Below are 25,189 nucleotides of genomic sequence, written 5' to 3'. Positions count from 1 at the left end.
CGCGATGCAAATTATCATGCGCGTTCGCCCTTTTTTTCCGAGATTAACGTGTTGTGCGTCGTTCTAAGAGTATAAATTTATATAGCTGATATATTCTGGCGATAATCGGAATGAATAGATATTATTTTCGATAAGGGTTAGTTATCGGCGGTAAGCCACCGCGGCGCGTTTGTGAGAAGTGCAGAGCCTTATTGTGTATATAGCTCTCGCTTAACGAATAATTTAATATAAATTCAATGTCTTACGATCTCGCCAAATTGCCCATCCCGAGCCTGCTGCGGCCGATCTCCGAGGCCGCCGTCGCGCTTGCCCGTCTCGATGAGCGCATCGCCCGCTCTCCGGTCGGCGAGGGCTTTCTTGAGCGCTCGCATTTTCTCGAGGCGCATGCCTCGCTGTGGGTTGATGGAGAACTCGTCCATCTCGAGGACCTTGTCCTGCATGACGCGCTTCGAGACATCCGCGCACCCACCCACGAACTCACCATCGCCCGCGACATCCTGAAAACCCGCCGTCGCATCGCCGCCCATCCCCCGGCCTGGGCGCTCTCTGGTCAAGGCCTCGCCTCTCTCCGCGGGCAGGCGTTGCCTGCAGCATCATCGGGTAACGACGGGAAGGGTTTGCCGGATGGGAATGTTGAGGTCAGCGACACTCGGGCTGGGGTAGCGGAGGCCGACGGTCTGAGTGATGCGTTTGCCGCGATCGATGCGGTGCTCGCCCGGTCGGAGGCCGCGATCGAAGAGGCGAAGAAGCCGGGGCGCACCAAAAACGCTACCGAAAAGGATCCATTTGTCTACGATCTCGACTGGGATGAGGACGAGCGGCTGGAGGAGTGGCAAGCCGTCCTTGCCCGGGCCCAGGATCTTCCACCGGTCTGCCAAGCAATCGTGGCCCTCGGGAACGAGATCGCCGTGCTCCAGCATGCACCCTGGCTCGGTCGACTGCTGGCCGCCTCGGTCCTGCGCGAGGGCGGCGTTACCACAAGCATCCATCTCGCGGCGATCAATCTCGGGCTGAAAGCCATCCCCGTCGATCGGCGTCGGCATCGTGATCGCGAGACGCGGTTGCTAGCCATATCACGGGCGCTGACGATTGCCGCCGAGACGGGGCTGAAGGAGCATGACCGGCTGGTGCTGGCGCGGCAGATGATGATGCGCAAACTGGAGGGACGGCGGACGTCATCCAGGCTGCCGGAGCTTGTTGAGCTTGTCATGGCGCGGCCGCTGATCTCCGCCGGCATGGTGGCAAAGACGCTCGAGGTGACGCCGCAAGGAGCGCGGCGGATCGTTCAGGAACTCGGTCTTCGCGAGATGACGGGCAGGGGGAGGTTTCGAGCGTGGGGGATCCTGTAGTTTTGGTTTCCATGCGCAACGCCGGTTGGGCGCATTTCTCCCTGGAAACCAACGCTTTGACAGCGGCGCGCAAGTTTAGGGCTACCTATACGCCGGTCTTCAACTCCCGCGGTAAAGTCTATAAGGTCATCAAGGTCGCGACGGACATCAGCCCGCGCATGCGCGCGGTCAAGATCATCGGCCAGGCGATCAAGCGTTTGGCAGACGGGGATCTTACCCTCCGCCTTACTGAAGTCCTCGACCCTGTCCTCGAAAACACTAGGTTGGATGTCAACACGGCCGCCCAGGCGTTGGACGAAACCATGGCGGGGATCGTGGCTGCGGCACAGGCTCTGTCGGAGAACGCCGCGGTTATCAGCCACGTCTCTGAGAGCATCGCCTCCAATGGTGAGCGTCAGGCCGCCACCGCGGAGGAGACGTCAGCCGCGCTTGAAGAGATCAATTCGACGGTCAAGGATACGACGAGCAGAACGCTTGCCACCACGCGCCTCGTCAGTGAGACCCGTTCGAATGCTGAGGCGTCCGGTCTTGTCGTCGGCCAGGCAACTGCCGCGATGGGCGAAATCGCCGGCTCCTCACGCGAGATCGAAAACATCATCGGTGTAATCGACGAAATCGCCCTCCAGACCAACCTCTTGGCACTGAATGCCGGCGTCGAGGCGGCCCGCGCCGGAGAGGCCGGGAAGGGGTTCGCCGTTGTGGCACAGGAAGTGCGTGACCTCGCCCAGCGCTCGGCAAGTGCGGCCAAGGACATCAAGGGCCTGATCGCAAGATCGGCGGAGGCAGTCCGCCATGGCGTCGCGATCTCTATTGCGGCCCGCGACCAGGCCCAAGGCATTGGCGAGATCAACGGCTCGATCGGGATGCTCGACAAGGTGACGCCACAGAGTGCTGCCACTGTCGAGGAAGCCAGTGCCGCTGCAGCCTCGCTCGCTGACGGCGCCCGCGACCTCTACGGCCTCGTATCTCGCTTCAAGACCTCGCTCGGAAAGGGTGCCACAGCAACCCATAGTATGGGCGGGGCCGCGTGAAAGCTAATCAAATGCTTTCGTCGGACTTGGCGCGCGTGGCGACTGCACACATTTCCAAGCTGCCGGTAATGTTCCATGAAAAAACCGTTGTCAGACGGCTATCGCCATTCTCCTTATCGAAGTTTGCCATTTGTCCGACGTTTCCTTTACGGAAATGATTTCCGCTTTGCGCCTTTATTGTTGCCGTTTGGCTGAAATAGAACGGTACCGTATAGCGGACCATCCTGCCTACCTTTGCGAAGCGTCGTTAAGCGCTTAGGGGCCAGTCCAATGCGGCGGTAAGCCAGATTAAGTCCGCAGGTTCCTTCTTGAGGACCACTCCGTGGAGCTCTTCGATCTTCATCTTTTCGCTGACCTCGGCCGTGTATCCAGCAGTAGTCCCTGCTCAGACGTGCTCAGACGTGCTGCCGCGAATGAATGAAGGTGAGAAAACTGCGAATACGGCTTGACCTTCCCACACTGGAAACGACCATTTCTATCTTCGCCTGAAAATCGAAAGGAGGCGAAGTGTGGAGTATTATGTAGAACGAATGACCTGTTCCGGATGTGCCCGGAGTGTGACCAAAGCGATCCTATCAATCGACCAGACCGCAGAGATCTCAGCCGATCCGGCGAAGCGTAAACTTGTGGTGCAGACATCTGCAGCGCCAGGAGATATCGAAGCTGTGCTAGCAGAAGCGGGTTACCCTTCATCCCGACGGCCTGAGTGAAATCCATCTTGCAGCAGCTCTTCGTGGTCTTATTGCAGCGCCATAGTTGTGGCGAGAGTTGTGATCGTCCCGGCGCTGAAGGCGCCGGACTTTGACCAATTCATAGTTGCAGCAGTTGCTCAAGCCGAATGTGGCCCGGATTCACTACCGCAACGACCGCTCTGGTGAATCACATTGAAAAAAAAAGAGTGGCGGGCGACAGCCTCGAAGCTGTTCGCCACTCTTCCCGCCAAAGAGAGATCTCCGCGTCCGAGATTAAGCCATCGGCCGAGCGATATGCTGCGCCAACTCTGTAGGCCTTTTCTGGAGGCGAGGCGGAGGCGGGCAGGGTAATCACACATCCATGCCCCAAATTCCCCTAAAGAGCGCTTGACCTCGCCAGTGTGGGAAGGTGCACGCTTGCTCAAGTTTGACTGACATCAATCCGCGACGGCGGGAATCCGGCTAATGTGGCTTCATCAAGTGAGAGACGGCGATGAGCAATGACTTGAAGCTTCGGATATGGACCATGGCGGTCTTCGCCGCACTGGCGATAAGCCTTCTATTCGCCTCTACTGCCTCGCATGCTGGTCCCCAATCCTGTTCGACTCATGTCGCTCATGCCCACCAAGCCAGTCACAAGAAAACGGAAGATTTGGCGGCATCAGGTTCGTTGGCCGAGGCATGTTGCGCTAATGACTGCATGCTCTGTGTCGCATATTCATCCCTAGTGCTCTACAGCCCGGAAGGGTTCGGGCGTAGACCGATCTACCTTGAACCGCCGTCTCGACTGCATGGCCAGCTTCCCGTTCCAGGACGTCATCCCCCTCGATCTGCTGCCTGACAAACGCGCTTAATGCGCGATCTTCCTGTCAACAGCATGGTCGTCACAACGACCGGATCGAGAGAAACATCATGTATCGCAGAGACTTTCTGAAAACACTCGCCATGGGTTCCGTGGCCCTGTCCCCCCTCGGGCATGCCTGGGCATACTCCCCAACACAAACCAGCGAGCTTGTGATCGGCAAACGGACCCTGGACGTCCACGGCAAGGCTGCCTCCGTCTTCGGACTGACCGACAAGGCCGGGAAAGCCGGGCTGGTCCTCAACGCGCCCTTGGACTTCGACGTTCTTCTTCGCAACGAAAGCGACGAGGAGACGCTCATCCACTGGCATGGGCTTACGCCGCCTTGGGAGTTGGACGGGGTGCCAGGCAATCCGGCTGCACTGCTTCCGCCTAAGGAAAGCCGGGCCTACAAGTTTCCCTTGCGGAGAGGCGGCACCCATTGGATGCATGCCCACACTCTGCAGGAGCAGAACCTGCTCGCGGCACCCCTGATCATCCGAACCGCCGAGGATCTTGCCCGCGACGAGCAAGAGGTCATCGTGCTCCTGCATGATTTCTCCTTCAAGTCGCCCGAGGAACTGCTTTCCGACCTTCAGAGCGGTGGCGGTCATGCCATGCCTTCTAGACACGGAGATATGTCCTCCATGATGAACATGCATGGTGGCCATCAGATGGGCTCGGCTGAAACTTCGGCCGCGCCTCACACGATGATGGGCATGGACCTGAACGACATCGAATATGACGCCTATCTCGCCAATGACCGGACGCTCGATGACCCCGAGATCGTCAAGGTAGAACGGGGCGGCCGCATCAGGCTTCGCATCATCAATGGCGCAACGGCAACCGCCTTCACGATCGATACGGGCGAACTCGAGGGCGAGCTGATCGCTGTCGACGGGATGGACGTCGTTCCGGTCCGCGGCCGACAGTTCCCCTTGTCGATGGGCCAGCGGGCCGACATCCGTGTGGCCTTGCCGGCTGCCGACGGGGCATATCTTATACTGGCTTTGCGGGAAGGGGCCGTTGAGCGCACTGGCGTGATCCTCGCCACGGCCTCCGCACGAGTGGGAAAGCTTGAAACCACCGCGGCAGCCAAGGGACCGGTTCTTGACCTTTCGCTCGAGCAAAGCCTTCAAGGCCTGACACCTCTGGCACGGCGCGCTGTTGATCGGCAGTTTGCGCTGATGCTGGGCGGTGATATGGCAACCTATCGCTGGTCCATCGATACCGACGGCCCGATCGAAGTCAGCAGCGGACAGCGCATTCGGATTTCCATGCACAACATGTCGATGATGGCGCATCCGATGCATCTGCATGGCCATCATTTCCAGGTCACGTCAATCAACGGCAAGGCTGTTTCCGGAGCCATGCGGGACACTGTGATGCTGCCGCCCATGGCGCAGGTGTCGATCGAGTTCGACGCGGATAATCCAGGCCGCTGGCCGCTGCATTGCCATCATCTCTATCATATGGCGACAGGCATGATGACATTCGTCGACTATGTCCAGCAGGGCTGAAGGAGGGCGAGATGAACAACGCAAATAACGCGCATCACCACCATCACGGACATTCACACGATCCGGCAGTTTCTTCATCCAAGCCTGGTGGTCCGGGTGTGGTCAAAGCGTCGATCTACACCTGCCCCATGCATCCCCAAATCCGCCAAACGGAACCCGGCAATTGCCCCATCTGCGGAATGGCGCTTGAGCCGGAAGTGGCGAACTTGGAAACGGGTCCAAGTCCAGAACTGGCGGACATGACCAGACGGTTTTGGATTGGCCTAGTCCTCAGCGTCCCGGTGATCGCCTTGGAAATGGGTGGCCATCTCGCGAACCTCCACATGATACTGGGGCCACAGACGTCGAACTGGCTGCAGTTGGTGCTCGCGACACCTGTTGTCCTCTGGGCGGGCTGGCCCTTCTTCGAACGCGGCTGGAAATCCTTGGTGACGCGCCGCCTGAACATGTTCACCCTGATCTCGATGGGAACGGGTGCTGCGTGGATTTACAGCGTTGTCGCGACCGTTACGCCTGGACTGTTTCCGGTCACGTTCCGCGCAGAGGGAGGTTCGGTCGCCGTCTATTTCGAGGCTGCTGCCGTCATCACGGTCCTGGTCCTGCTTGGTCAGGTTCTGGAGCTGAGGGCGCGCGAACAGACGGGCGGTGCCATCCGCGCGCTTCTCGATCTGGCACCGAAGACCGCACGGCGCGTGCGCGCCGATGGTATAGATGAGGATGTCGGTCTCGACGCCGTGGCTGTTGGCGACCGCCTGCGGGTTCGACCGGGAGAGAAGGTGCCACTTGATGGCTTGCTTCTGGAGGGCCGAAGCTCCGTCGACGAATCCATGATTACGGGCGAATCGATGCCCGTCACCAAGGATGTCGGGTCGAAGCTGATCGGCGGGACCATGAACCAGACCGGTGGTTTCGTCATGGAGGCTGGCAAGGTCGGGAGCGACACCATGCTCTCACAGATCGTCCGCATGGTCGCAGAGGCCCAACGCTCGCGCGCGCCCATCCAGCGCCTCGCCGATGAAGTCTCGGGCTGGTTCGTTCCGGTAGTCATCGGGGTGGCACTCGTCGCGTTCGCTGTCTGGATGATCTATGGGCCGGAGCCTCGTTTCGCCCACGCCCTAGTGGCGGCCGTTGCCGTTCTTATCATTGCCTGCCCCTGTGCCCTGGGGCTGGCAACACCAATGTCGATCATGGTCGGCGTCGGTCGCGGAGCAAGTCTTGGCGTGTTGATCAAGAACGCCGAGGCCCTGGAGCGCTTCGAGAAGGTCGATACGCTTGTCGTCGACAAGACAGGCACTTTGACGGAGGGGCGACCCGAGGTGACAGCGATCGCCGCGGTCGCAGGCATATCAGAATCCGAATTGCTGCGGCTCGCGGCCACAGTCGAGCGTTCAAGCGAACATCCGCTGGCACTGGCAATCGTCAATGCGGCCAACAACCGTGGCATCGTTCTGGGAGATGCTACCGACTTTGACAGTCCTGTGGGCAAAGGCGCGACGGGCGTGGTCGAAGGCAAGCGGCTGATCCTCGGCAGCCACCGCATCATGGAGGAAGAAGGTGTCGACGTTACCGCGATGACTGCGAAGGCAGAAGAGCTTCGTAATGACGGCGCAACGGTCATCTTCACTGCTATTGATGGCCGCTTGGCAGGTCTCTTTGCCATTGCCGATCCCATCAAGGCGACGACACCGGATGCGGTGAAGGCGCTCATCGAAGACGGTATTCGCGTCGTCATGCTGACGGGCGATAACAAGACGACCGCTCTTGCCGTAGCACGCCGCCTCGGCATCTCGGAGGTGGAAGCGGAAGTCCTGCCTGAGGACAAGAGCAAGATCGTCTCGCGGCTGCGCAGTGAAGGCAGGATTGTTGCCATGGCGGGCGACGGTGTGAATGATGCTCCTGCACTGGCCGCAGCAGATGTGGGTGTTGCCATGGGAACAGGAACCGACGTTGCCATCGAAAGCGCAGGCGTCACTCTCCTGAAGGGTGACCTGCAGGGGATTGTCCGGGCACGGCAGATGAGCCGAGCAACGATGAGCAACATCCGGCAGAACCTCTTCTTCGCCTTCATCTACAATGCGGCAGGCGTACCCGTCGCGGCGGGCGTCCTTTATCCCATCTTCGGTCTGTTGCTCTCACCGATCATCGCGGCGGCGGCAATGGCATTGTCTTCGGTCAGTGTTATCGCCAACTCTCTCAGGTTGAGGAGCATGAAGATATGACAGCCAACCGCACGCTCCTGCTGAAGGGCGCATCCCTGGCCCTGATCCTGGTGTTCTACATCCTTCGTCAGCACTGGGTGCACGTTCTGGGCTACGTCACCTACCTGGTCCTGTTGGCCTGCCCGCTGATGCACCTGTTTCATCGACATGGCGGTCACGGCCACAAGGATCATCGGCCGTGACCTACCAGCGGTCGGCATCGAGCACTGTAGCCTTGTCGGCATTGGCCGAACAGGTCTTCGAGTTGCTCGACAATCCGGCTGTCCTCGGTGCGCACATGGAAGAGCCCTCAGTCATGAGGCTGGGGACTTCCATGACGTACCAAGTCGACAACGCGGAGGGACGTGCCGTCGGCTCTGTCTTCAAAATGACGGGGCTGATACTCGGCCGGGCGCTCTCCGTGGAGGCAGTCGTGACGGAACGGCATCCTCCGCTCTCAAAGACGTGGGAGACGCGCGGAACGGTGCGTCTCCCACATCATCGGTTCCTACCGTATGGGATTCAGGATCAGTCCCGCCAGATCGGGATGCAGCCTGAGCGTCAGGATCGAGTACAACCTGCCCACACGTCTCCCCAATAGGCTGCTGGGGCGCTTGCGGGGTGGGTTCTACGCCAACTGGTGCGTGACGAAGATGACCGTCGGAGCGATTGCGCATTTCCGTGCCGTTCAGCCGACGCGGTAACCCGGAGCCGACACCTGCAGGCCATCACGAAGATGCGAGCGAACCTTCTCTTTGCGGTATCGCAAGGACGCTTCGACGGACGCGGTGTCCAATAACAGGCAACGCAGACATTACTAGCAGGACCAGAATTATGACCAGCAGAACACTTCTCCGCGCCGCCCTTTCCGTCACACTCCTGTCGGCGACGGCAATGCCGGTGCTGGCCGACGCCACCCACAATCATCCGGCGGCGAACGGGACCGCTGCCGCTCCCCTTGATATCGTACGGGCGGCGACAGACCTTGCTCCGCCAGTAGGTGCGAGGGGACCGGAAACGATCAAGGTGAAGCTCGACACGGTCGAAGTTACTGGCGTCCTAGCGGACGGCGCGACCTACCACTACTGGACCTTCAACAAGAAGGTTCCGGGTCCTTTCGTTCGGGCAAGGGTCGGCGACACCGTCGAAGTTGAACTGACCAACCTTGCCGATAGCAGTGAACGCCACAGCGTGGACTTCCATGCAGTCACGGGACCGGGAGGTGGAGCTGAGGCGACGGACGCCGCACCCGGCGAGACTAGGGGCTTCACCTTCAAAGCAATGAAACCGGGCCTTTACGTTTACCACTGCGCTGTGCCGATGGCCGCCCACCATATTGCAAACGGGATGTACGGCCTGATCCTGGTGGAACCTGAAGCTGGCCTTCCTCCGGTCGACAGGGAATTCTACGTGATGCAAGGCGAGGTTTACACGAAACAGGCCTATGGAACGAAGGGCAAACTGACTGAGAGCCTCGACAGGCTGATGGACGAGACGCCGGAATACTATGTGTTCAACGGTGCAGCGAACGCGCTGACCGGTGACAATGCGTTGACCGCAAAGGTCGGCGAGACTGTTCGCATCTACTTCGGTGTCGGCGGCCCCAACAAGACGTCGAGCTTCCACGTAATCGGGGAAATCTTCGACAGGGCCTATCAACTGGCATCTCTGACAACCGAGCCACTGACGGATGTGCAGACCATCACCGTTCCTCCCGGCGGCGCTGCGGTTGTCGACATGACCATGGACGTTCCCGGTGAGTACATGCTCGTGGACCACGCTCTTTCACGCGCAGCGCGTGGCCTCGTGGGCAAGCTGGTCGTCGAGGGGGACGAGCGGAAGGAGGTCTTCAAGGTTCAACCGGCTAGCACGGCGGAAGCTGGGCACGGCGGACACGAAACCCACTGAAATTCTTTGACTGAGGTAGGAAGAGGTGGGAGAAGGTTCGATCCTTTTCCCGCCTCTTTGTTATGCAGCCATGCGCTCGCAGCTTTGAGCACACTTGCGGCAGGCATCGACGCAGGTCTGCATATCGCCAACATGTCCGCGCGCTGGGTCGACCGGCTTGGAATGCAGGCAAGCAAGTTGGCGTCAAGAAGCCCCTGAAGCAGCGCCAGATCTGGGCAGTCCGCTTCTTCCTGGACCGTGAAGGAAGGATGCGAGATTGGGCGCTTTTCGATCTTGCCATCGACAGCAAGCTCCGGGGCTGCGATCTGGTAAAACTGAAAATCGGGACACTTGTCACCGGCCACGAAATTCGAACTCGGGCGATGGTCGTCCAGCAGAAAACTGGACGACCCGTGCAGTTCGAAATCACGACGGAGGTCAGAGCTAGTCTGCTTGCCTGGCTTCAACGAAGGGGAGGAACAGTCGATGACTATGCCTTTCCCAGTCGCGTCGGCCACGCTGGTCATCTCAGCACTCGGCAATACGCCCGACTGGTCGATGAGTGGGTGACGGCGATCGGGCTTCGTCGGCAGGATTACGGGACGCATTCCCTGTGGCGAACGAAGGCTACCATGATCTACAAGGCCACCGGCAATCTTCGAGCGATCCAGATCCTGCTTGGCCATAACCAAGATCGAGAACACAGTCAGGTATCTCGGCGTCGACATTGAGGATGCACTAGAACTGGCCGAACGGACCGAAATCTAAAAGGGGGCGGCCCTGCATGTTGCGGGGCCGCGCCCGCTTCTTGCGTGAGCCTCTCGAAAGACTCAATCCGCTTTGCGCCGTCACTCCTGCCGTTCGGAGAAAAAATTGGATCTTGTAAGCAGTCATTCATCGACAACGGGAATGGTTGCCGGTCTCTGTAGCTCATGGCTAAAGACGCTACCCAATCCTAAGCCGTCACTCCGCCCGGAATGCGAGGGCAGTTCAAATTTTGAGTTATGCGAAGAGTCTGAGCTCCTTGCGTAAGACATGCTCATCATTCTGAAGATCGCCGGACGCCTGCGCCACAGTGTAACCCCACGCTCCTTGACCAACTTCCTTGCTCAGGCTTGTACTCGCGGCTGAACTTCGCTCAAGTTTCATTGGAAGCACCTAATTCGGTGCCCAAGAAACCGGCAGCAGGCGAGCCTGTTTGATAAATTCTAACCAATTGCTTGAGAGAAATCTTAAGGCGGGCGTGCGCAATCTAGCGGTCGAAGGAGTACTCGTATGCGCACCATCTTTTCGGCTTTGATCTGTCTATTCGTCGCCTGCCTTTCGGCGGCCCCGGCGGCGGCAAATGGGGAGTGGACGGCAGCAAGGGCAACGGATCAGGTCCGTTATACCCTTGACAATAAAACCTGGTTGGCTCTTCGCCAGGGTATGGTTGTCCCTAACAAAGCTTGGATCTCGACAGGAGCGCGTGGGCGCTTGCAGCTGGTGCGTGGAACCGAGAGTATTGCTTTTCAACCCAATACACTGGCTTCCGTCGTGACTCGGGGTACGGATCATAATCGTAAAACCGAGGTTAACCAGCAGGTCGGGGAAATAGTTCTTGAAATAGAAAAACGCCAGAAGCCACACACGACCGTCCAGACGCCTTTCCTGGCTGCTGTTGTCAAGGGCACACAATTTACCGTTACAGTTGGTGAAGCCAACGCAGCCGTCGCAGTCGATCAAGGCGTGGTAGAGGTTACTGGCTTCAAGACCAGCGAACGGAGCAATTTGACGGCTGGGCAGAATGCTGCAGTTACCGAAACAGGAATGACAGTCGATGGTAGTATACAGCAGCCTGCCATTACGCGCGCGGTATTCTCTCTTCAATCGATCAAAGCCAGCTTTGCCTTTCGCGATGCGCCTGCCCGGGATACCACGTCAAATGGGGCGAGGGCGGCACAGGCGATCGATGAAGCAATCAGCAAAAAAGTCGAGGCTGCGAAAAAAGATCAGCAGGCTAAGAGTGAGCGCGACGCCGATGCTGGAAAAGAGACCAGCAGCTCCGATGGTAAGGGCAAATCTGGCGAGAAGGGTAACGGGAACTCCGGTGGCAACGGCAACTCGGGCGGCGACGGCAGCGGGAACTCCGGTGGCAACGGCCACGGGAACTCTGGTGGCAACGGCAACGGGAACTCCGGCGGAAACGGCAATGGGAACTCGGGCGGAAATGGCAAAGGGCGGTCGGGCGACTAGCCATGCTGCTGTCAAGGGGCGTTACCCGAGATCGAACGCTGCGGTTTTGTGACGCCCCTTGACTGATGTCTGGACACCAGGCTCGATTTGTCCCGCAGAGTTGAGCTTCCCATCCGCAGCTCGGAGAGCCGCATCGGCTGCCGGCCTTTGAAGGTGGCGTTTGACGTTAGCAAATGACCACAGTGCGAAATCTAATGTATGCAGTTCCCGAGAAATTAGGCAGATGCAAATAGAAGAGATGGCTGTTTGTCTGTGAGTTCCGTATGAAACAAGTTTTTAGACAGAAGCCATTTCTCGTACTGGGGCTCCCCATGGCGGTAACGGCGCTGACGATCGGCTTGCTGTTTGGTGCGCTGCTCCTGTCTGCAGCAAAGTCAGATCAAGCCGCAATTCAGCGTCAGCAGGGTCTTTTGAACCTTGTGGTGGGGAATCTGGAAGAAGAGGTGGCCCACAACCAAGAGAGCGCAACTGTCTGGGATGACGCCGTCGTGGAGGTCCGCCAGCGAAACAGCGAGTGGATGGCGTCCAACCTCGGTGAGTGGATGCATAGCTATTTCCGGCATGATGCGGCGCTGGTTCTCAATGCGAGCGATGGCCTCGTCTACGAATTCATTGCTGAACCTTCCACATCAGCGTCAGGCGCAGAGATTGCTGAGCTGGCGAAACCCTTGGTGGAAAGGCTCCGGCAGCGGCTTGCCGCGGGCGAAACTGCGACCGGCACGACCATATTGTCGATCGGCGAGAGCGATCTTCTCGACCTCAACGGCCGTGCCGCAATCGTAAGTGTGAAGCCGATCGTCTCCGACACCGGAGAGATCGAGCAGGCACCGGGAACAGAGAACCTCCATATCGCCGTGCGCTATCTAGACGGCGTGCTGCTGTCCGAATTGGGGCGGAATTATCAATTCCAAGACCTCGCGTTCGCTCGTTCCTCAACTCTCGCTGCCGATGTTTCCCGTGTCCCTCTGCGAGCCAAATCCGGTGAGCTGATAGGCTATTTCCAATGGCAGCCTTTCACTCCTGGAGCGAGCGTCATCAAGTCTGTTTATCCAGTGATCCTGCTTGTAGGGGGCTCGGCCCTTCTTCTGATGAGCTTCCTGGGCCATGCGATCTGGCGGCGCTCGCAAAGCTTGGCTGAAAGCCAACAGGACCTCAGGCAATTGGCCATGCATGACCCTCTGACGGGACTTGCTAACCGAACGACGTTTCACGCTGCCCTTTCGGAGCGTCTTGAAAAAGCGACGGTTGAAAACAACGTCTCCGTCATGTTCGTGGATTTGGATCACTTCAAGGAGGTCAATGATACCTTCGGACATCCCGTCGGAGACATCCTCATCAAAGAGGTGGCAAACCGGTTGCTCGAACTCGGATCCTCGGCGCTTGTATCCCGGATCGGCGGGGATGAGTTCACGCTTATTCAAGAGGCCGGAGATCTTGCGGATGTCGAACGGCTCGCCGAAGAGATTATAGCCCTGCTCCGCCTGCCATTCCAAATCGACGGCAGACTGATAACGATCGGCGCAAGCATTGGACTTTCGTTCTCGGCACCCGGGCTTGAGGCGAGCGAAATCATGAGGCGTGCCGATATTGCACTTTACCATGCCAAGGCGGCGGGTAGGAATACTTTTGCGGTATTCGGCAACCACATGGAAGAGGTCTTGCGTCGTAGACGCGCCTTGGAGAGCGACCTGGCCGCCGCACTCGAGACAGGCACCCAACTCGCGGTTCACTTCCAGCCGGTGTACTCGGCACAAAATGGGCGGGTATCGTCAATGGAAGCACTCTGCCGCTGGACGCATCCCACGTTCGGTGAAATCTCGCCCGACGTGTTCGTTCCGATCGCCGAGCAATGCGGGCTGATCCAGAAACTGGGTCTGTACGTCCTTGAGGAAGCGTGCAGCCTGCTATCTGAGGTCCCCGATGGCGACTTGGGCATGTCAGTCAACGCCTCTGCGGTAGAACTCATGTCCTCCGGCTACGCGTTGCGGGTCCTGACGATGCTGGCAAAGTATGGACTTCAGCCGACCCGGCTCGAGATAGAGATTACCGAAAGCGTTGCGACAGACACCAACGGCAAAACAGCGGCAGCGATCCGGGACCTGAGAAAAGCGGGCGTAAGGTTTGCCGTTGATGACTTTGGGAAGGGTAATTCGTCGTTTGGGCAGCTTCTCAAGCTAGATGTGGATCGGATCAAGATCGACAAGATCTTCGTTGACCAAATCCATCAAGGTGGGGGCATGCCGCTGATCGAAGCCATCGTGCAGATGGCACGCCATAAGGGGCTGAAGACCACGGCGGAAGGGATCGAGACCGCCGACCAACGTTTAGCGCTCACCTCGCTGGGATGCGATCACCTGCAGGGCTTCGAACTCTCAAAGCCGCTGAGCCGAGTGAGCACGATTCATTTGATGTCTGGCCCGGATAGTCGAATGGAACGCACGGTTCTGTGACGCCGACAGGAAGGTGCTGGACCGCTTTTCCTGGTCTCCGACCGTGATACTGAGCAAGTGTTAGTCCGCTACCGGCGCCGACGCGACAGAACCGGACAGACCGCCCACGGCCCCTTTCCGGACATCTCAACTAAACCAGATGCTTGATCTGCCTCGTTTTCCTGCCTGCATGCATCCGACGTGATGGCGGGTCGGCGGTTCGTATCCGTTCAAGAGCACTACGGATGAGCATCACTGAAAGCAGGGCATCCGCCCCAAGGATTCAAGACTGAGCTCATCACGTCAATAGCGCGAGGTCACACAGCTTCTAAGGAGCGGAATTGGCCCTTAAACCTGTCCCATGGACGGCATATGGCCCCATCTTCGAATTACGGTGGCTCGGAGCGCTGGTGGCCGGTTGAAATTCTGATCATTTGCTGAAAGTTTGTGCTTTCAATCGATCGGGAATATTCAATTGCAGTTCTTACGTTCATTTGGGCCGGCAGTGACTGGCACGGCTCCAATGGAGGCTCTGCGCGCTGGCATTGGAGCTTTTATCGGGCTTTGGCTGTCCGGCTATTTCTTGCTGTCCCCCGGCGTTGATCTCGAAAGTGGCCTCTACCTTGTCGCACCGCTGGGCGCGACTGCCGTTCTCCTGTTTGCCGTTCCCAACAGTCCGCTTGCTCAGCCATGGTCTGCTGTTGTCGGCAATACGGTCGCGGCTCTTGTTGGCGTGGCAATCTCGCTATTCATTCACGAGCCGACGTTACGGATCGCCCTTGCTGTCTCGCTGGCGATCCTTGTGACAATCATGCTGCGGGCAGTTCATCCGCCGGCAGGAGCAGTCGCCATGACAGCTGCCATGAGCCCGGAAGCTGTGGAGCGCCTTGGTTTCTGGTTTGCGCTTGCGCCAATTGCGACGGGCACTGCAAGCCTCGTCCTGATTGCGATCGCCTATGCCAGGCTCGCAGGGCGTCGCTATCCATTTCGTCAATTCGACCAGCAAAACAGGCATGGCACAGCTGACAGGATCGCCGTCGAACGGCTGGGGCTCTCTGAGGCTGAGCTAAGCGACATCCTTCAACGCTATCGGCAGTCATTCAACCTCGGCGTTGAAGATTTGGCACGCCTTATCGGCGCAGCAGAGCTCCAGGCAGCAGCGCACCAGACCGGTACTCCAACGGCGGGCGCCATCATGTCCTCGAACCTGATCACTGTGAAGGCAAACACAGATTTGGGCACGGTCGCGGATCTCTTCCGGCGTCATCGTTTCACATCGCTACCCGTCGTTGACGGGAAGCAGCGGTTTCTAGGCATTATCTTCCAGATGCATCTCATCAGCCGCGCAAGAGAAGACGCACTTCGTCTCGATCGAGGTCTCATCCCCGCCCTGCGAAGGCTGATCGATCCCGAAAGGGATAAGCCAGTCCTCGCAATCGACATCATGAGTGTCACGGTCCCTCGCGCTATTGCGACCACGCCGCTCGGAGCCTTGTTGCCGTTGATGGGTGACACAGATGTTGATGCCGTGCCCATTCTGGAATACGGCAAACTCATCGGTATCGTCACCAGAACCGACCTCATCGCCGCGATGGCCCGCGGGATCGCTCGAGCAGAAATTTGATGGCGTCTGCAAGATAGGGCCCGCGCGCGGAACTACGAACGCCATGTATGTCGGCTGCGCACCGCCGTGTCGTCCGTCCCGTATGAGGATAGTGTATTCTCCATCGACTCAGGCCCTCATCCTTCCTGGCACGATGTTGCCGTCGGAAGGTGAGGTCAAACGGAAGCCAAGAAGCAGGCTCTGAAGAGTGGCGCTTTCGCTGGCCAAGGCTGCGCCAGCAGCGTTCATCTCTTCCACCATGGCCGCGTTCTGTTGTGTCGATTGATCCAGATGGTTCACCGCCACATTGACCTGCGAAAGGCCGACCGCCTGTTCCTGGGCTGCAATGGCGATGGCATCCACATGGCTTGCTGCTTCCTGCACCAGCTCGTCAATCTCGGCCAGTCCGGTACCGGTCTCGGAGACCAGCTCGACCCCCTGGCGAACAGCCAGTTCAGAATTACCGATCAGCCCCGAGATTTCCCGCGCTGCCTGTGCCGAACGTTGTGCCAGCTCCCGGACTTCCTGCGCAACCACGGCAAACCCCTTGCCGGCCTCGCCGGCGCGGGCTGCCTCGACGCCCGCGTTGAGAGCGAGCAGGTTTGTCTGGAAGGCAATCTGGTCGATCACATCGATAATTTGGCTGATCTGGCTCGATGCCTGTTCTATCTTGTCCATCGCCGCCACGGCGTTTCGTACCACTTCACCTGATCGATTTGCCCTTTCGCGTGCGCGCTTCGTCACGCTGCGGGCCAAATCTGAGCGTCTGGACGTGGCTGTCACATTTGCTGTGATCTGTTCCAGTGCAGCGGCCGTCTCTTCAAGCGAGGCGGCCTGCTGCTCGGTGCGCTTCGACAGGTCATCCGATGCTGAAGAAACTTCGGATGCTCCGCCGGTGACGGTCGTGACCGATTGGCCAACACCAACCAGCGCTTGCCGCAACTGCACCACCGAGCGATTGAAGTCATGGCGAAGGTCTTCGAACTGCGGCGCGAAAGCCTGGGTCACCTCGCAAAGAAGGTCGCCAGCAGCAAGTTTCCTCAAGGCCTGGGCAAGCGTGCCCGTCGCCTTGTTCATACGCGCTTCGGCCTCTGCCTCTGCTGCGATTTGCATGTCAACTCGGTCGCGTTCGGCCTGTTCGCGCGCACGCTCTGCCTCAAGCTCCAGTTCGCGATTGCGGATCGCAGAGAGCCGGAAGACTTCCACCGCTTTGACCATGTCTCCGACTTCGTCCTTCCGGTCGGCAGACTGCCCCGTTGTCTCAAGGTGCCCCTCCGCCAATCTGCGCATTGACAGTACGAGCGCCTTCAGTGGATGGCTGATGGTGCGTGCCAGGAGCATCGACGAAGCGATGACCAGAACTGCTCCAGCGACACAAAGGAGCAGAACCGTTCCGAGGCGAGTGAATGCGCCTGCGGCGATGGCGCGAGCCTCGCTGCCGAGGCGTTCAAGGCTTGCCGTTTCCAGAGCCTTCATTGCGTCAATGCGCTGACTGGCGGCTGCAAACCAGCGATCAGCACTCAAATCACTGGCCGCTGTTGGACCCATCCCAATCAAGGTCGACCTTGTAGTTTCGATCTCCTGCGACGCTGGAATGGATAGGTGCGAAGCGTAGGCGGATTGCCGTTCCTTCTGTTGCAGGGCGAGGAAGTTATCGATCAACACATTCTGCGCGCCAGCCATGCGGGCAAAGGGAGCAATGCGCTCGGGGTCGATATCCCCGGACGTGATGAAGGCGTTGCCGGTAGCGCGTTCCTGGCCTGCGATCTCCTTTGCCTGCATGAGCAGGTTATAGGCGATCATTTCGGCCGCGATCCTCGACCCGACACCCTGGAGGGACAGTTCCGAGGCGAGGCCCGAGAGCTCACCGATTAGGCCGCTATAGAAGTCGAAGGACTGTTTTCCGGTGAAGGACAGATTGTCTATAGATCGTCTTGTGTCGGCGAGGCTTTTCAATGTGTCCTGAGCGAAGCTCCAGCGACGGTTGAGCTCTGTGTTTTCGAATTCCGCCAAGGCATCAGCGAGATCCGGCAATTTTGCCAGAGCCACATCCGTCGATTGACGCGCTGTCACAAGCGGTTGTTTGTCCGCACTTCCCTTTGATCCGATGTATCCAGCGCTCTGCCCCCGCTCTCCCTGAAGGACGTGGATCAGCTCGCCCATCGCCGCGATGTTCTCGCTCACTTTGACCACGGTCTGCATCTGCTGGTAGGAACCCCAAGAGCTTAGAAACTCCATCGAGGCAAGGGTGAGTGCTGCAACCAGGGGGATCATGATCGCAAGCCAGAGGCGTTTGCTGATTGAAAAGTCGGTGATGCGCATCTGCAGGTTGTCCTGAGCTGGGGCATCATGCCGAATATCGTAACATCATGATACGATGTGAATTTTAGCTAGAATTGATGTGATGAGGTAAAAACCTGCCTAACGCATTCTGGCTCGGTTTGACGAATGCCAAGCGTCGAAAAAATAAACCTCAGCGTGCGTCAACCCAATGCAGGTTTGGTGGGGATTTGAAGCGCGAACTGCACATTTACGCGCAAACTCCAGGCGCAATTGAGCGGATGGCATGGAGGGGCCGATCATCGTCTGTCGCCTGTGTATCGAGGATCAAGTGACAGCAGCCGGTCCATGAGATAGGCGACCGTCTCGGGTCCGGCGCAGCCACGGATCACGCATTCATGCATGTCGCAGACGGTGTCACAGACTCGCTCACGCCGCGATCTAAAGACGACCGGAGGAACAAACCTGTCGCGGTCTATGCCTCGGTCCGGCTTCTGGCTCTTCAACATGATTCCTCATCTTCAATAGATTTGTTTTAGAGGGTCCCGCCGGTAAAGCGTGGAAAGAGGACTTCATTTTCCAGGTGCATGTGCTGGACGAGATCGTCGGCAAACTTCTTTACGCCTGTGTAAAGCGCGCGCCATGAATTGCAGGCACCGTCCGGTAGATGAAATCCGCCCGTCACGTGCTCGAGTTCCGTCAGATGCTCTGCCTCGACGTCATGTTCGTGGCGCATCTGTTCAATGGGTCTTGTCAGAGCTTTATGGTCGCCGCGTTCCATGAGTGGGAAGAGCATAAGCTCCTCGCTATGCATGTGGCTGTGAAGGTCGCTCTGGATGCGCTCGAGCAGATTTGCCAGGCCGATCGGTGCATCGTGGTGATCGCCATGCACCCGCTCGACCTTGGCTGCGAGAGGGATCAAAGAGTTGAGTTCCGCACGGTGGGTGTCGTGGTAGCGTGTCTTGAGGTGCTTGATCAGATCGACAGTTTCATCCGGTGCTTCTGTCGAGGCGGCATCGACAAGGCCCTGCAATTCGCCCACCAAGGTTTCCGGCGAGAGTCCTGCGGCTTCGGCCGCAACCTCGAGGCTATCAGAGCCACCGCAGCAGAAGCTGATGCCGTGACCGCGGAAAAGTGCGGCTGCACCGGGGAGGGAGGTCGCGATCTTTCCGACCGTCTGGCTTGCGTCAAGTTTCATCGAGTTCACCTTGCTTTGCGCTTTAATGCGTTACCGCTGTGGTGCCGACTATGGTGAGGAATGCCGATCCGGTCGTTGCGCTTTCGCAAACAAGATGTGCTCGTACTCCCTCGCGCATCAGGGCGCGTGGGCATTGTTTTTTGCCCGCGATACCCAGGCCGCTCCCTCTTGCGCGTGATGAAAGCCGTTCGAGAACTTGGCTGTGGGATAAGTATGCCCGATCAACTCGGCGGCCTCTTGGGGTTCCATGCTGCCCGACAGCGTTTCCTGGAAGATGACGGCGATGCGCGCCATGTCGCAGTCCTGTGGTGAGAGACGGAAGCCAGTGACCCCGGCCTCTTGCAACTCCTTCAGTTCGCTGAGCAGGAGTTGGCACGTGTGCGACATTGTCTGCACGCCATTAAGCACCAGGAATGACTGGCGATCGAGTGTCTTGATTGACAGGCCGTCCGGCTCTTCGCCACAGACGAACTGGCAATTGTCCTTGATCCTGCCCTTGGAACGGGCATGGGCGCAGCGAGCCGATATGGCAAGCGGCATGCGACCGAATACCATCACTTCGAGAGCCACATCCGGCGCGTCGGCGGCGATCCTGGCGATCGAGCTAAAGGGAAGTTCCGGCGGAAGACAGATACGGTCTGCCCCGCGTTGTGCCAGCAAGCGCACGGTTGGGCCATTATAGACATTGACCAAGGGGCCGACGAGGTGTCGGCGGCCCTTGATCAGGCCGATGGCGGAGAGGTCGTTTACCTCGATGGGGTAGTCCGACGTCTCGATCAGCTCTTTCACGATCCGACTTTCTCGCTCCAAGGTGATTAGCGCCAGCGAGGAAAAGGCCACCGACTTTCCCGCCCGTTCCAGGCGCTCCACCACGTCTGCCAAGTATGGCTCGATGAAATGCTGCCGTTTGGAGCAGACAGTCTCGCCGAGGATAATGTGATCCACGGGCGCTTCGTCTGCGATCTGATAATAGAAATCCCGCCATTTCGGGCCGTCCCAGAGATAGTATACAGGGCCCAGTGTCAGTTCAGTCATGCTCATCTCCAGCGCTTCTCATAGGCTCCGACCGTGGTCTTCTGCCCTTCGCTCAGCGCCCTCAGCCGGGTCAACAACGGGCCACGCCCCGAGGGGGCGGTTGCGAGTACCTGGCGCAGCGTGGATACGACTTCGGCCACATAGGCTTTGCCGCGCTGGCGTCCTTCGATTTTCAAGGCAGAGACGCCGGCATCCTTCAAGGCTTCGATTTCACCCATGACATCGAGGGACACTGGGTCTTCGAAGGCGTAGCCACGGGCATCGCCGATGTCGAAGCGTCCCTTGCACAGTGTGGGGTAGCCGGCGGCCTCCCCATGGCTGAACCGGTTGATCGTATAAGTGCCGAGCTCCGACACCATGTCGGAGCCGTCTTGTCGGTACTGCACATGGCTCGCCGGAGAGCAGACGCCGTTCATATTGGGCGATTTGCCGGTGGCGTATGAGGAGAGCGAGCAGCGTCCCTCGGCCATGACGCAAAGCCCGCCGAAGACGAAGACCTCGATCTCGCATTTGACCTTGCGACCAATGCGGGCAATGTCGCTGATCGTCAGCGTTCTCGGCAAGACGACCCGTTTTGCGTTGAAGGCTTCGACGAGAAAATTGATCGCTTCGGGATTGGAAGCAGACGCCTGGACCGAAACATGCAAGCGCTGCTCTGGATAGTGTTCCCTGACATGGGCCATGAGACCGAAATCCGCCAGGATTAGCGCATCGGCACCGAACCTTATCGCGTCGGCGGCCGCACGATACCAGATCTCTTCGTCGCCAGCCCGCATGAAGGTGTTGAGGGCGACGAATGTCATGCAGCCTTTCTTGCGGGCATAGACAATCGCGCCTCGCAACTCTTCTCGGCTAAAATTGAGGCCGGGGAAATTGCGGGCATTGGTCTCGTCGCGGAAGCCGCAATAGACCGCGTCAGCGCCTGCATCGACGGCTTCACGAAAGGCTGCTGGCGTTCCCGCCGGACAGATCAGTTCCATCACTGGATCCCCCTCAGCGACTGGCGTCGGATTTCCTCGGCTAGCCTGTGAACGATGGGCGCGGCAGGTCCTCCGATCCGTGCGAGATCACGCGGAAGATCGATATCGCAGTCATCGAGGGCGTTTCTCATCGCAAGCATCGCTTCCATGTCCCCGATCACCTTTAGGTCGCGGGAAAAGAACAGCGCATCAGCATCGCAACGCCCCTCAAGGAGCGCCAGCAGCATCACCAGCGGGGCCTCGACACCCGCATCCGCTGTGAATGCCTCGCTCTGGCGCACCACCTTGAGACGGAGGAGGTGAGGCTCGATCAGGAAGACTAAGGGCAGATCAGTCGGGGCAAACGAAAAGCGGCAGCTTTTGTATGTGCCAAGGCGCTCGAACATATCGCCATGAGCTAGGAGCAGGAGCTTGAAGAGGCGACTTGCCACGAGCTCAATTGATACGAGCGGCATGAGCGGCACGGCTTTCAGCGGGAGAGCCAGAATGGATGTTATCTGCATTGCGCCAATTTGAGTGGTTTGAACCGGCGCAAACCTATGGGAACGGCCGACAATCCAGATTGCTCCAGCGCAAAGACGCAACCGAATTCAAAGGTCATAGCGGTCCGCATGACACAGAACGCACCGCCTCGTCGCTACGACGGTCTTCAAGCTTTCATGACCGAACTGGAAAGGCAGGGACGGCTTCTCCGCGTCGCGCAGCCGGTGAGCCTTGTTCATGAGGTAACCGAAATCCACAGGCGCGTCCTGGCAGAGGGAGGCCCGGCCTTGCTCTTTGAGCGCCCGGTCCGGTCGGACGGTGCAGTGTCAGAGATACCGCTGCTTGCCAATCTGTTCGGCACGCGCGAGCGGATCGAACTTGGCTATGGCATCCCTGGCGGCAAGATTGGCGATCTCGCGGACCTTCTGGCCGAATTGCGCGAACCGAGGCCGCCTGCGTCGCTCCGGGATGCCCTGAAGAAGCTGCCTGTGCTTCGCTCCGCCATGGCGCTGGGATGCCGCAGGGTGTCTCACGCCGAATGCCAGGATATCGTGTTCGAAGGCGAGGGCGTTGATCTCAACCGACTGCCGATCCAGTGGTGCTGGCCCGGCGAACCGGCACCGCTGATCACCTGGGGGCTTGTCGTCACCGCATCGCCCTCCGACCCTAGGGATGTCAATGTCGGCGTCTACCGGCTGCAAGCGCTGGATCGCAGGCGACTGATCACGCGCTGGCTTGCCCATCGTGGTGCTGCAAAACACTTCCGGCAGTGGCAGGCCGTGGGGCGGCATATGCCCATTGCGGTCGTGATCGGCGCTGATCCTCAGACAATCCTCGCAGCCGTTATGCCGCTGCCAGAGACCATGAGCGAGCTGTCATTCGCCGGTGTGCTCAGAGGCAAGCGCGCCCATGTGGTGCGAGCGCTCACCCAGCCGCTTGATATTCCAGCCACTGCAGAAATCGTGCTGGAGGGGACCGTATCGATCGCGGAGACTGCGCTCGAGGGGCCTTATGGCGACCACACTGGCTACTACAATTCTGTCGAGCCGTTTCCCGTCATGAACATGAGTGCGATGACGATGCGGCAGAATCCGGTTTACCTCTCGACCTTCACCGGCCGCCCCCCGGATGAACCTTCTGTGCTCGGAGAGGCAATGAATGCTCTCTTCCTTCCCCTCGTGAAGCGCCAGTTTCCAGAGATTGTCGATCTCTATCTGCCTCCAGAAGCCTGTTCCTACCGGGCGATCGTCGTCTCGCTCGACAAGCGCTATCCGGGGCAAGCCCGCCGGATCATGCTCGGGCTTTGGTCGATGCTGCCGCAGTTCAGCTACACCAAGCTCATCATCGTGGTCGATGCCGATGTTGACGTCAGAAACTGGAGCGATGTCATCTGGGCGCTGTCCACGCGGTTCGACGCCTCCCGCGATCTCGTGGTGGTGGATAACACACCCATCGACTACCTCGATTTTGCCTCTCCCAAGCCTGGGCTCGGTGGAAAGCTCGGTCTCGATGCCACCAACAAGCTTGGCGCAGAAACCGATCGGGAATGGGGCCGCGTGCTGCAAATGACGCCGGAGGTCTCGGCGCGCGTCGATGCGATCTGGCGCGAACTTGGACTTGGATCCCTCAAGACAAGGGAAGGTGAGCCATGATGAAGCGTGTCATTCTCGGCATGTCCGGTGCTTCGGGGGCGGCGATCGGTCTTCAGGTCGGCCGGCTCCTGGCGGCCATGGATGATGTTGAACTGCATCTCGTCGTCACGTCAGCAGCGCGCCGGACAATCGCACATGAGGCGGGCAACGAGGCGCTGGGGCGGCTAATCGGGCTCGCCGCTCATTTCCATTCGGAAAGCGATATCGGTGCATCGATTGCCAGCGGATCGTTCCGCACGGCCGGTATGATCGTCGCCCCTTGTTCGATGCGGTCTCTTGCAGCGATCTCGACCGGGATCACAGACAATCTTCTCACTCGCGCCGCCGATGTGCAGCTCAAGGAGCGTCGCAGGCTGGTTCTGCTTACCCGCGAAACGCCGCTTCACCTCGGGCACCTGCGCAACATGGCGGCGGTGACCGAGATGGGGGCCGTGGTGATGCCGCCGGTCCCCTCATTCTACCGCAATCCAGCGAGCGTAGAGGATCTCGTCGCTCATATTGCGGCTCGTGCCGTGGATCTGCTCGGGTTGACGGACGCACCCTTGATACCGGAGTGGAGAGGGTGAGGGCGCTCATGGCTCCCTCCTATCCCTTTCGCGCTATCAACGGCATGTAAAAGACCACGTAACCCAAGAATGCCACGATCCAGGCGATCCCTGCGATCGGCAATAGCAGCATGGTGTGCTGCGGCCAAATTGCGACCGAAATCCTCAGCAGTGCCGAGAGGATGATTGGTGCATAGATGAGCCAGGTTGTCGAGTGCGGGGACGTCAAAGCCTGGCCCGTATGGCCTCTCGTGGCGCGGGTCATCACCGCCAACGTCACGACCCCGACCCCACCTGTCGTCCAGGCATGGATGCCTGCCGAGGCGAAGCCGGAGTGGTCCAACAGCATCGACAGGCCGGTCAGCAAAAAGCCTACGGGAATGAAGAGATAGCCGACATGCAGGATCGTCACGAGGGGCTCCCCAAGCGTGCGCTCGGGGCACCATCTTGCCTGTCGCACGAGATGAGCAAGGCTGGCGACAAGCATCAGCAGCCCCGTGGGAAACTGGAGGCTTTCAAGACCGCCGCCGACAGCGATCCACATCGCCAGTGAAAGGCTCCCAAGGATCATGACGGCGAGATCGAAACGGGCGAAATTCTGCGGCAACCGCCCTGGATTGTTCGCCTTCAGCCAGTTGCCGGTAAATGCCGGAATAATGCGCCCCGCAACCAGAGAGATGAGGATGAGGATCGCAGACAGAGCCAGACGGTCGGCCATTTCGACGCGACCGTAGCGATCGAGCTCATGATGGAAAAACATCTGAGCGGCGCTCAGGAGCGCGAGAACGGCGACGATCTTGTAGTTGCGTCGGTTCGAGGCAGCAACAAGTTCTTTCAGAACAAAGATGGCGAGCACTGGCAGGAAGGCCAGCGCAACGAGTGTCGCGCCGAGCATGCCCGTCCATTCAGAGAGACTGATGGCAAGCCGCCCGGCGATCCAGAGAAGAAACAGTGCCAGAAGCGGCATGCCCTTCAAACCGGGCCTGCCGGTCCAGTTCGGCACGGCGGTGAGAAGAAACCCTGCTATCACGGCCGGGACAAAGCCGAAGAGAAGCTCGTGCTGGTGCCAGGCAACCGGGGGCAAGAGGGTCGGAACATGCATGAAGCCGAGGAACCACGGGACCCAGATAGCGATTGAGACGGCGGCCAAAAGCGCGCTGCCCGGGAAGAACAGACGGAACCCGCCAGACAGAAGACGCTGCGGGATGGAGGGGCCGGGAATTGTGGTCAT

19 protein-coding genes and 1 pseudogene are annotated in these 25,189 nt (G+C 59.1%); 13 read left to right on the top strand and 7 right to left on the bottom strand.

The window, feature by feature from the left end; translation table 11 throughout:
- Positions 1-236 precede the first annotated feature (236 nt).
- Positions 237-1,349 carry an RHE_PE00001 family protein gene (locus tag GH983_RS11485; RefSeq protein WP_069041027.1) on the top strand — a complete coding sequence of 371 codons (1,113 nt, stop codon included), beginning with the start codon at positions 237-239 and terminating at the stop codon, positions 1,347-1,349.
- Positions 1,334-2,380 carry a methyl-accepting chemotaxis protein gene (locus GH983_RS11480; RefSeq protein ID WP_236759295.1) on the top strand — a complete coding sequence of 349 codons (1,047 nt, stop codon included), beginning with the start codon at positions 1,334-1,336 and terminating at the stop codon, positions 2,378-2,380. Before GH983_RS11485 ends, GH983_RS11480 begins: the two co-directional genes overlap by 16 nt.
- 7 nt (positions 2,381-2,387) lie before the next feature.
- Here the strand turns inward: GH983_RS11480 and GH983_RS11475 are convergent, their stop codons facing one another.
- On the bottom strand, positions 2,388-2,603 hold the full coding sequence (locus GH983_RS11475; protein ID WP_150127359.1) for a hypothetical protein: 216 nt from the start codon (positions 2,601-2,603) through the stop codon (positions 2,388-2,390).
- Between the two features lie 307 nt (positions 2,604-2,910).
- Between GH983_RS11475 and GH983_RS11470 the strand changes: the two genes are divergently transcribed.
- The 9 genes and pseudogenes from GH983_RS11470 (at position 2,911) to GH983_RS11430 (ending at position 15,806) form a co-directional block, all read left to right on the top strand.
- Positions 2,911-3,090, top strand: a complete 180-nt coding sequence (locus GH983_RS11470) for a heavy-metal-associated domain-containing protein (protein WP_335622546.1) — start codon at positions 2,911-2,913, stop codon at positions 3,088-3,090.
- Positions 3,091-3,984: 894 nt separating this feature from the next.
- Positions 3,985-5,433, top strand: a complete 1,449-nt coding sequence (locus GH983_RS11465; RefSeq protein WP_069041028.1) for a multicopper oxidase family protein — start codon at positions 3,985-3,987, stop codon at positions 5,431-5,433.
- 11 nt (positions 5,434-5,444) lie between these two features.
- On the top strand, positions 5,445-7,652 hold the full coding sequence (locus GH983_RS11460) for a copper-translocating P-type ATPase (RefSeq protein WP_153762444.1): 2,208 nt from the start codon (positions 5,445-5,447) through the stop codon (positions 7,650-7,652).
- Complete coding sequence (locus tag GH983_RS11455; protein WP_069041029.1) at positions 7,649-7,834, top strand: DUF2933 domain-containing protein; 186 nt, start codon at positions 7,649-7,651, stop codon at positions 7,832-7,834. Before GH983_RS11460 ends, GH983_RS11455 begins: the two co-directional genes overlap by 4 nt.
- 631 nt (positions 7,835-8,465) lie before the next feature.
- Entirely contained in the window at positions 8,466-9,539 is a 1,074-nt protein-coding gene (gene nirK / locus GH983_RS11450; protein ID WP_069041030.1) for a copper-containing nitrite reductase, read from the top strand.
- A 143-nt stretch (positions 9,540-9,682) separates the two neighbouring features.
- Positions 9,683-10,286, top strand: a pseudogene (locus tag GH983_RS11445) (tyrosine-type recombinase/integrase).
- Between the two features lie 507 nt (positions 10,287-10,793).
- Positions 10,794-11,753, top strand: coding sequence for a FecR domain-containing protein (locus tag GH983_RS11440; protein ID WP_153762443.1), 960 nt, complete (start codon positions 10,794-10,796; stop codon positions 11,751-11,753).
- A gap of 311 nt (positions 11,754-12,064) precedes the next feature.
- Entirely contained in the window at positions 12,065-14,203 is a 2,139-nt protein-coding gene (locus GH983_RS11435; protein ID WP_246727396.1) for a bifunctional diguanylate cyclase/phosphodiesterase, read from the top strand.
- Between the two features lie 502 nt (positions 14,204-14,705).
- On the top strand, positions 14,706-15,806 hold the full coding sequence (locus tag GH983_RS11430; protein ID WP_083229523.1) for an HPP family protein: 1,101 nt from the start codon (positions 14,706-14,708) through the stop codon (positions 15,804-15,806).
- A gap of 108 nt (positions 15,807-15,914) precedes the next feature.
- Here GH983_RS11430 and GH983_RS11425 read toward each other — a convergent pair whose 3' ends face one another.
- From GH983_RS11425 to GH983_RS11405, 5 genes are all read right to left on the bottom strand, one after another.
- Complete coding sequence (locus tag GH983_RS11425; protein ID WP_069041033.1) at positions 15,915-18,107, bottom strand: methyl-accepting chemotaxis protein; 2,193 nt, start codon at positions 18,105-18,107, stop codon at positions 15,915-15,917.
- Positions 18,108-18,600: 493 nt separating this feature from the next.
- The gene (ric, locus tag GH983_RS11420; RefSeq protein WP_171901536.1) at positions 18,601-19,272 is read right to left on the bottom strand and encodes an iron-sulfur cluster repair di-iron protein; all 672 of its coding nucleotides are present in this window, start codon (positions 19,270-19,272) and stop codon (positions 18,601-18,603) included.
- A 108-nt stretch (positions 19,273-19,380) separates the two neighbouring features.
- Positions 19,381-20,304 carry a U32 family peptidase gene (locus GH983_RS11415; protein WP_069041035.1) on the bottom strand — a complete coding sequence of 308 codons (924 nt, stop codon included), beginning with the start codon at positions 20,302-20,304 and terminating at the stop codon, positions 19,381-19,383.
- Positions 20,301-21,278: a peptidase U32 family protein gene (locus GH983_RS11410; RefSeq protein ID WP_069041036.1), complete on the bottom strand. Its 978-nt coding sequence runs from the start codon at positions 21,276-21,278 to the stop codon at positions 20,301-20,303. The genes GH983_RS11415 and GH983_RS11410 overlap by 4 nt, the downstream gene beginning before the upstream one ends.
- Positions 21,278-21,781, bottom strand: a complete 504-nt coding sequence (locus tag GH983_RS11405; RefSeq protein WP_069041037.1) for an SCP2 domain-containing protein — start codon at positions 21,779-21,781, stop codon at positions 21,278-21,280. Before GH983_RS11405 ends, GH983_RS11410 begins: the two co-directional genes overlap by 1 nt.
- 108 nt (positions 21,782-21,889) lie before the next feature.
- On the opposite strand from GH983_RS11405, the gene GH983_RS11400 reads away from it, so the two are divergent.
- Both GH983_RS11400 and GH983_RS11395 read left to right on the top strand, forming a co-directional pair.
- On the top strand, positions 21,890-23,413 hold the full coding sequence (locus GH983_RS11400; RefSeq protein ID WP_069043763.1) for a UbiD family decarboxylase: 1,524 nt from the start codon (positions 21,890-21,892) through the stop codon (positions 23,411-23,413).
- Positions 23,410-23,979 (top strand): UbiX family flavin prenyltransferase, encoded by a 570-nt coding sequence (locus tag GH983_RS11395; RefSeq protein WP_150127360.1) that lies wholly within the window; start codon positions 23,410-23,412, stop codon positions 23,977-23,979. Before GH983_RS11400 ends, GH983_RS11395 begins: the two co-directional genes overlap by 4 nt.
- A gap of 19 nt (positions 23,980-23,998) precedes the next feature.
- Here the strand turns inward: GH983_RS11395 and GH983_RS11390 are convergent, their stop codons facing one another.
- On the bottom strand, positions 23,999-25,189 hold the full coding sequence (locus GH983_RS11390; RefSeq protein WP_054149247.1) for an NnrS family protein: 1,191 nt from the start codon (positions 25,187-25,189) through the stop codon (positions 23,999-24,001).

Source organism: Agrobacterium sp. MA01, from assembly GCF_009650195.1.
Classification (GTDB): domain Bacteria; phylum Pseudomonadota; class Alphaproteobacteria; order Rhizobiales; family Rhizobiaceae; genus Allorhizobium.
Note: the sequence above shows the minus strand (reverse complement) of the source record. Positions and strands in the feature narration are given on the sequence as shown.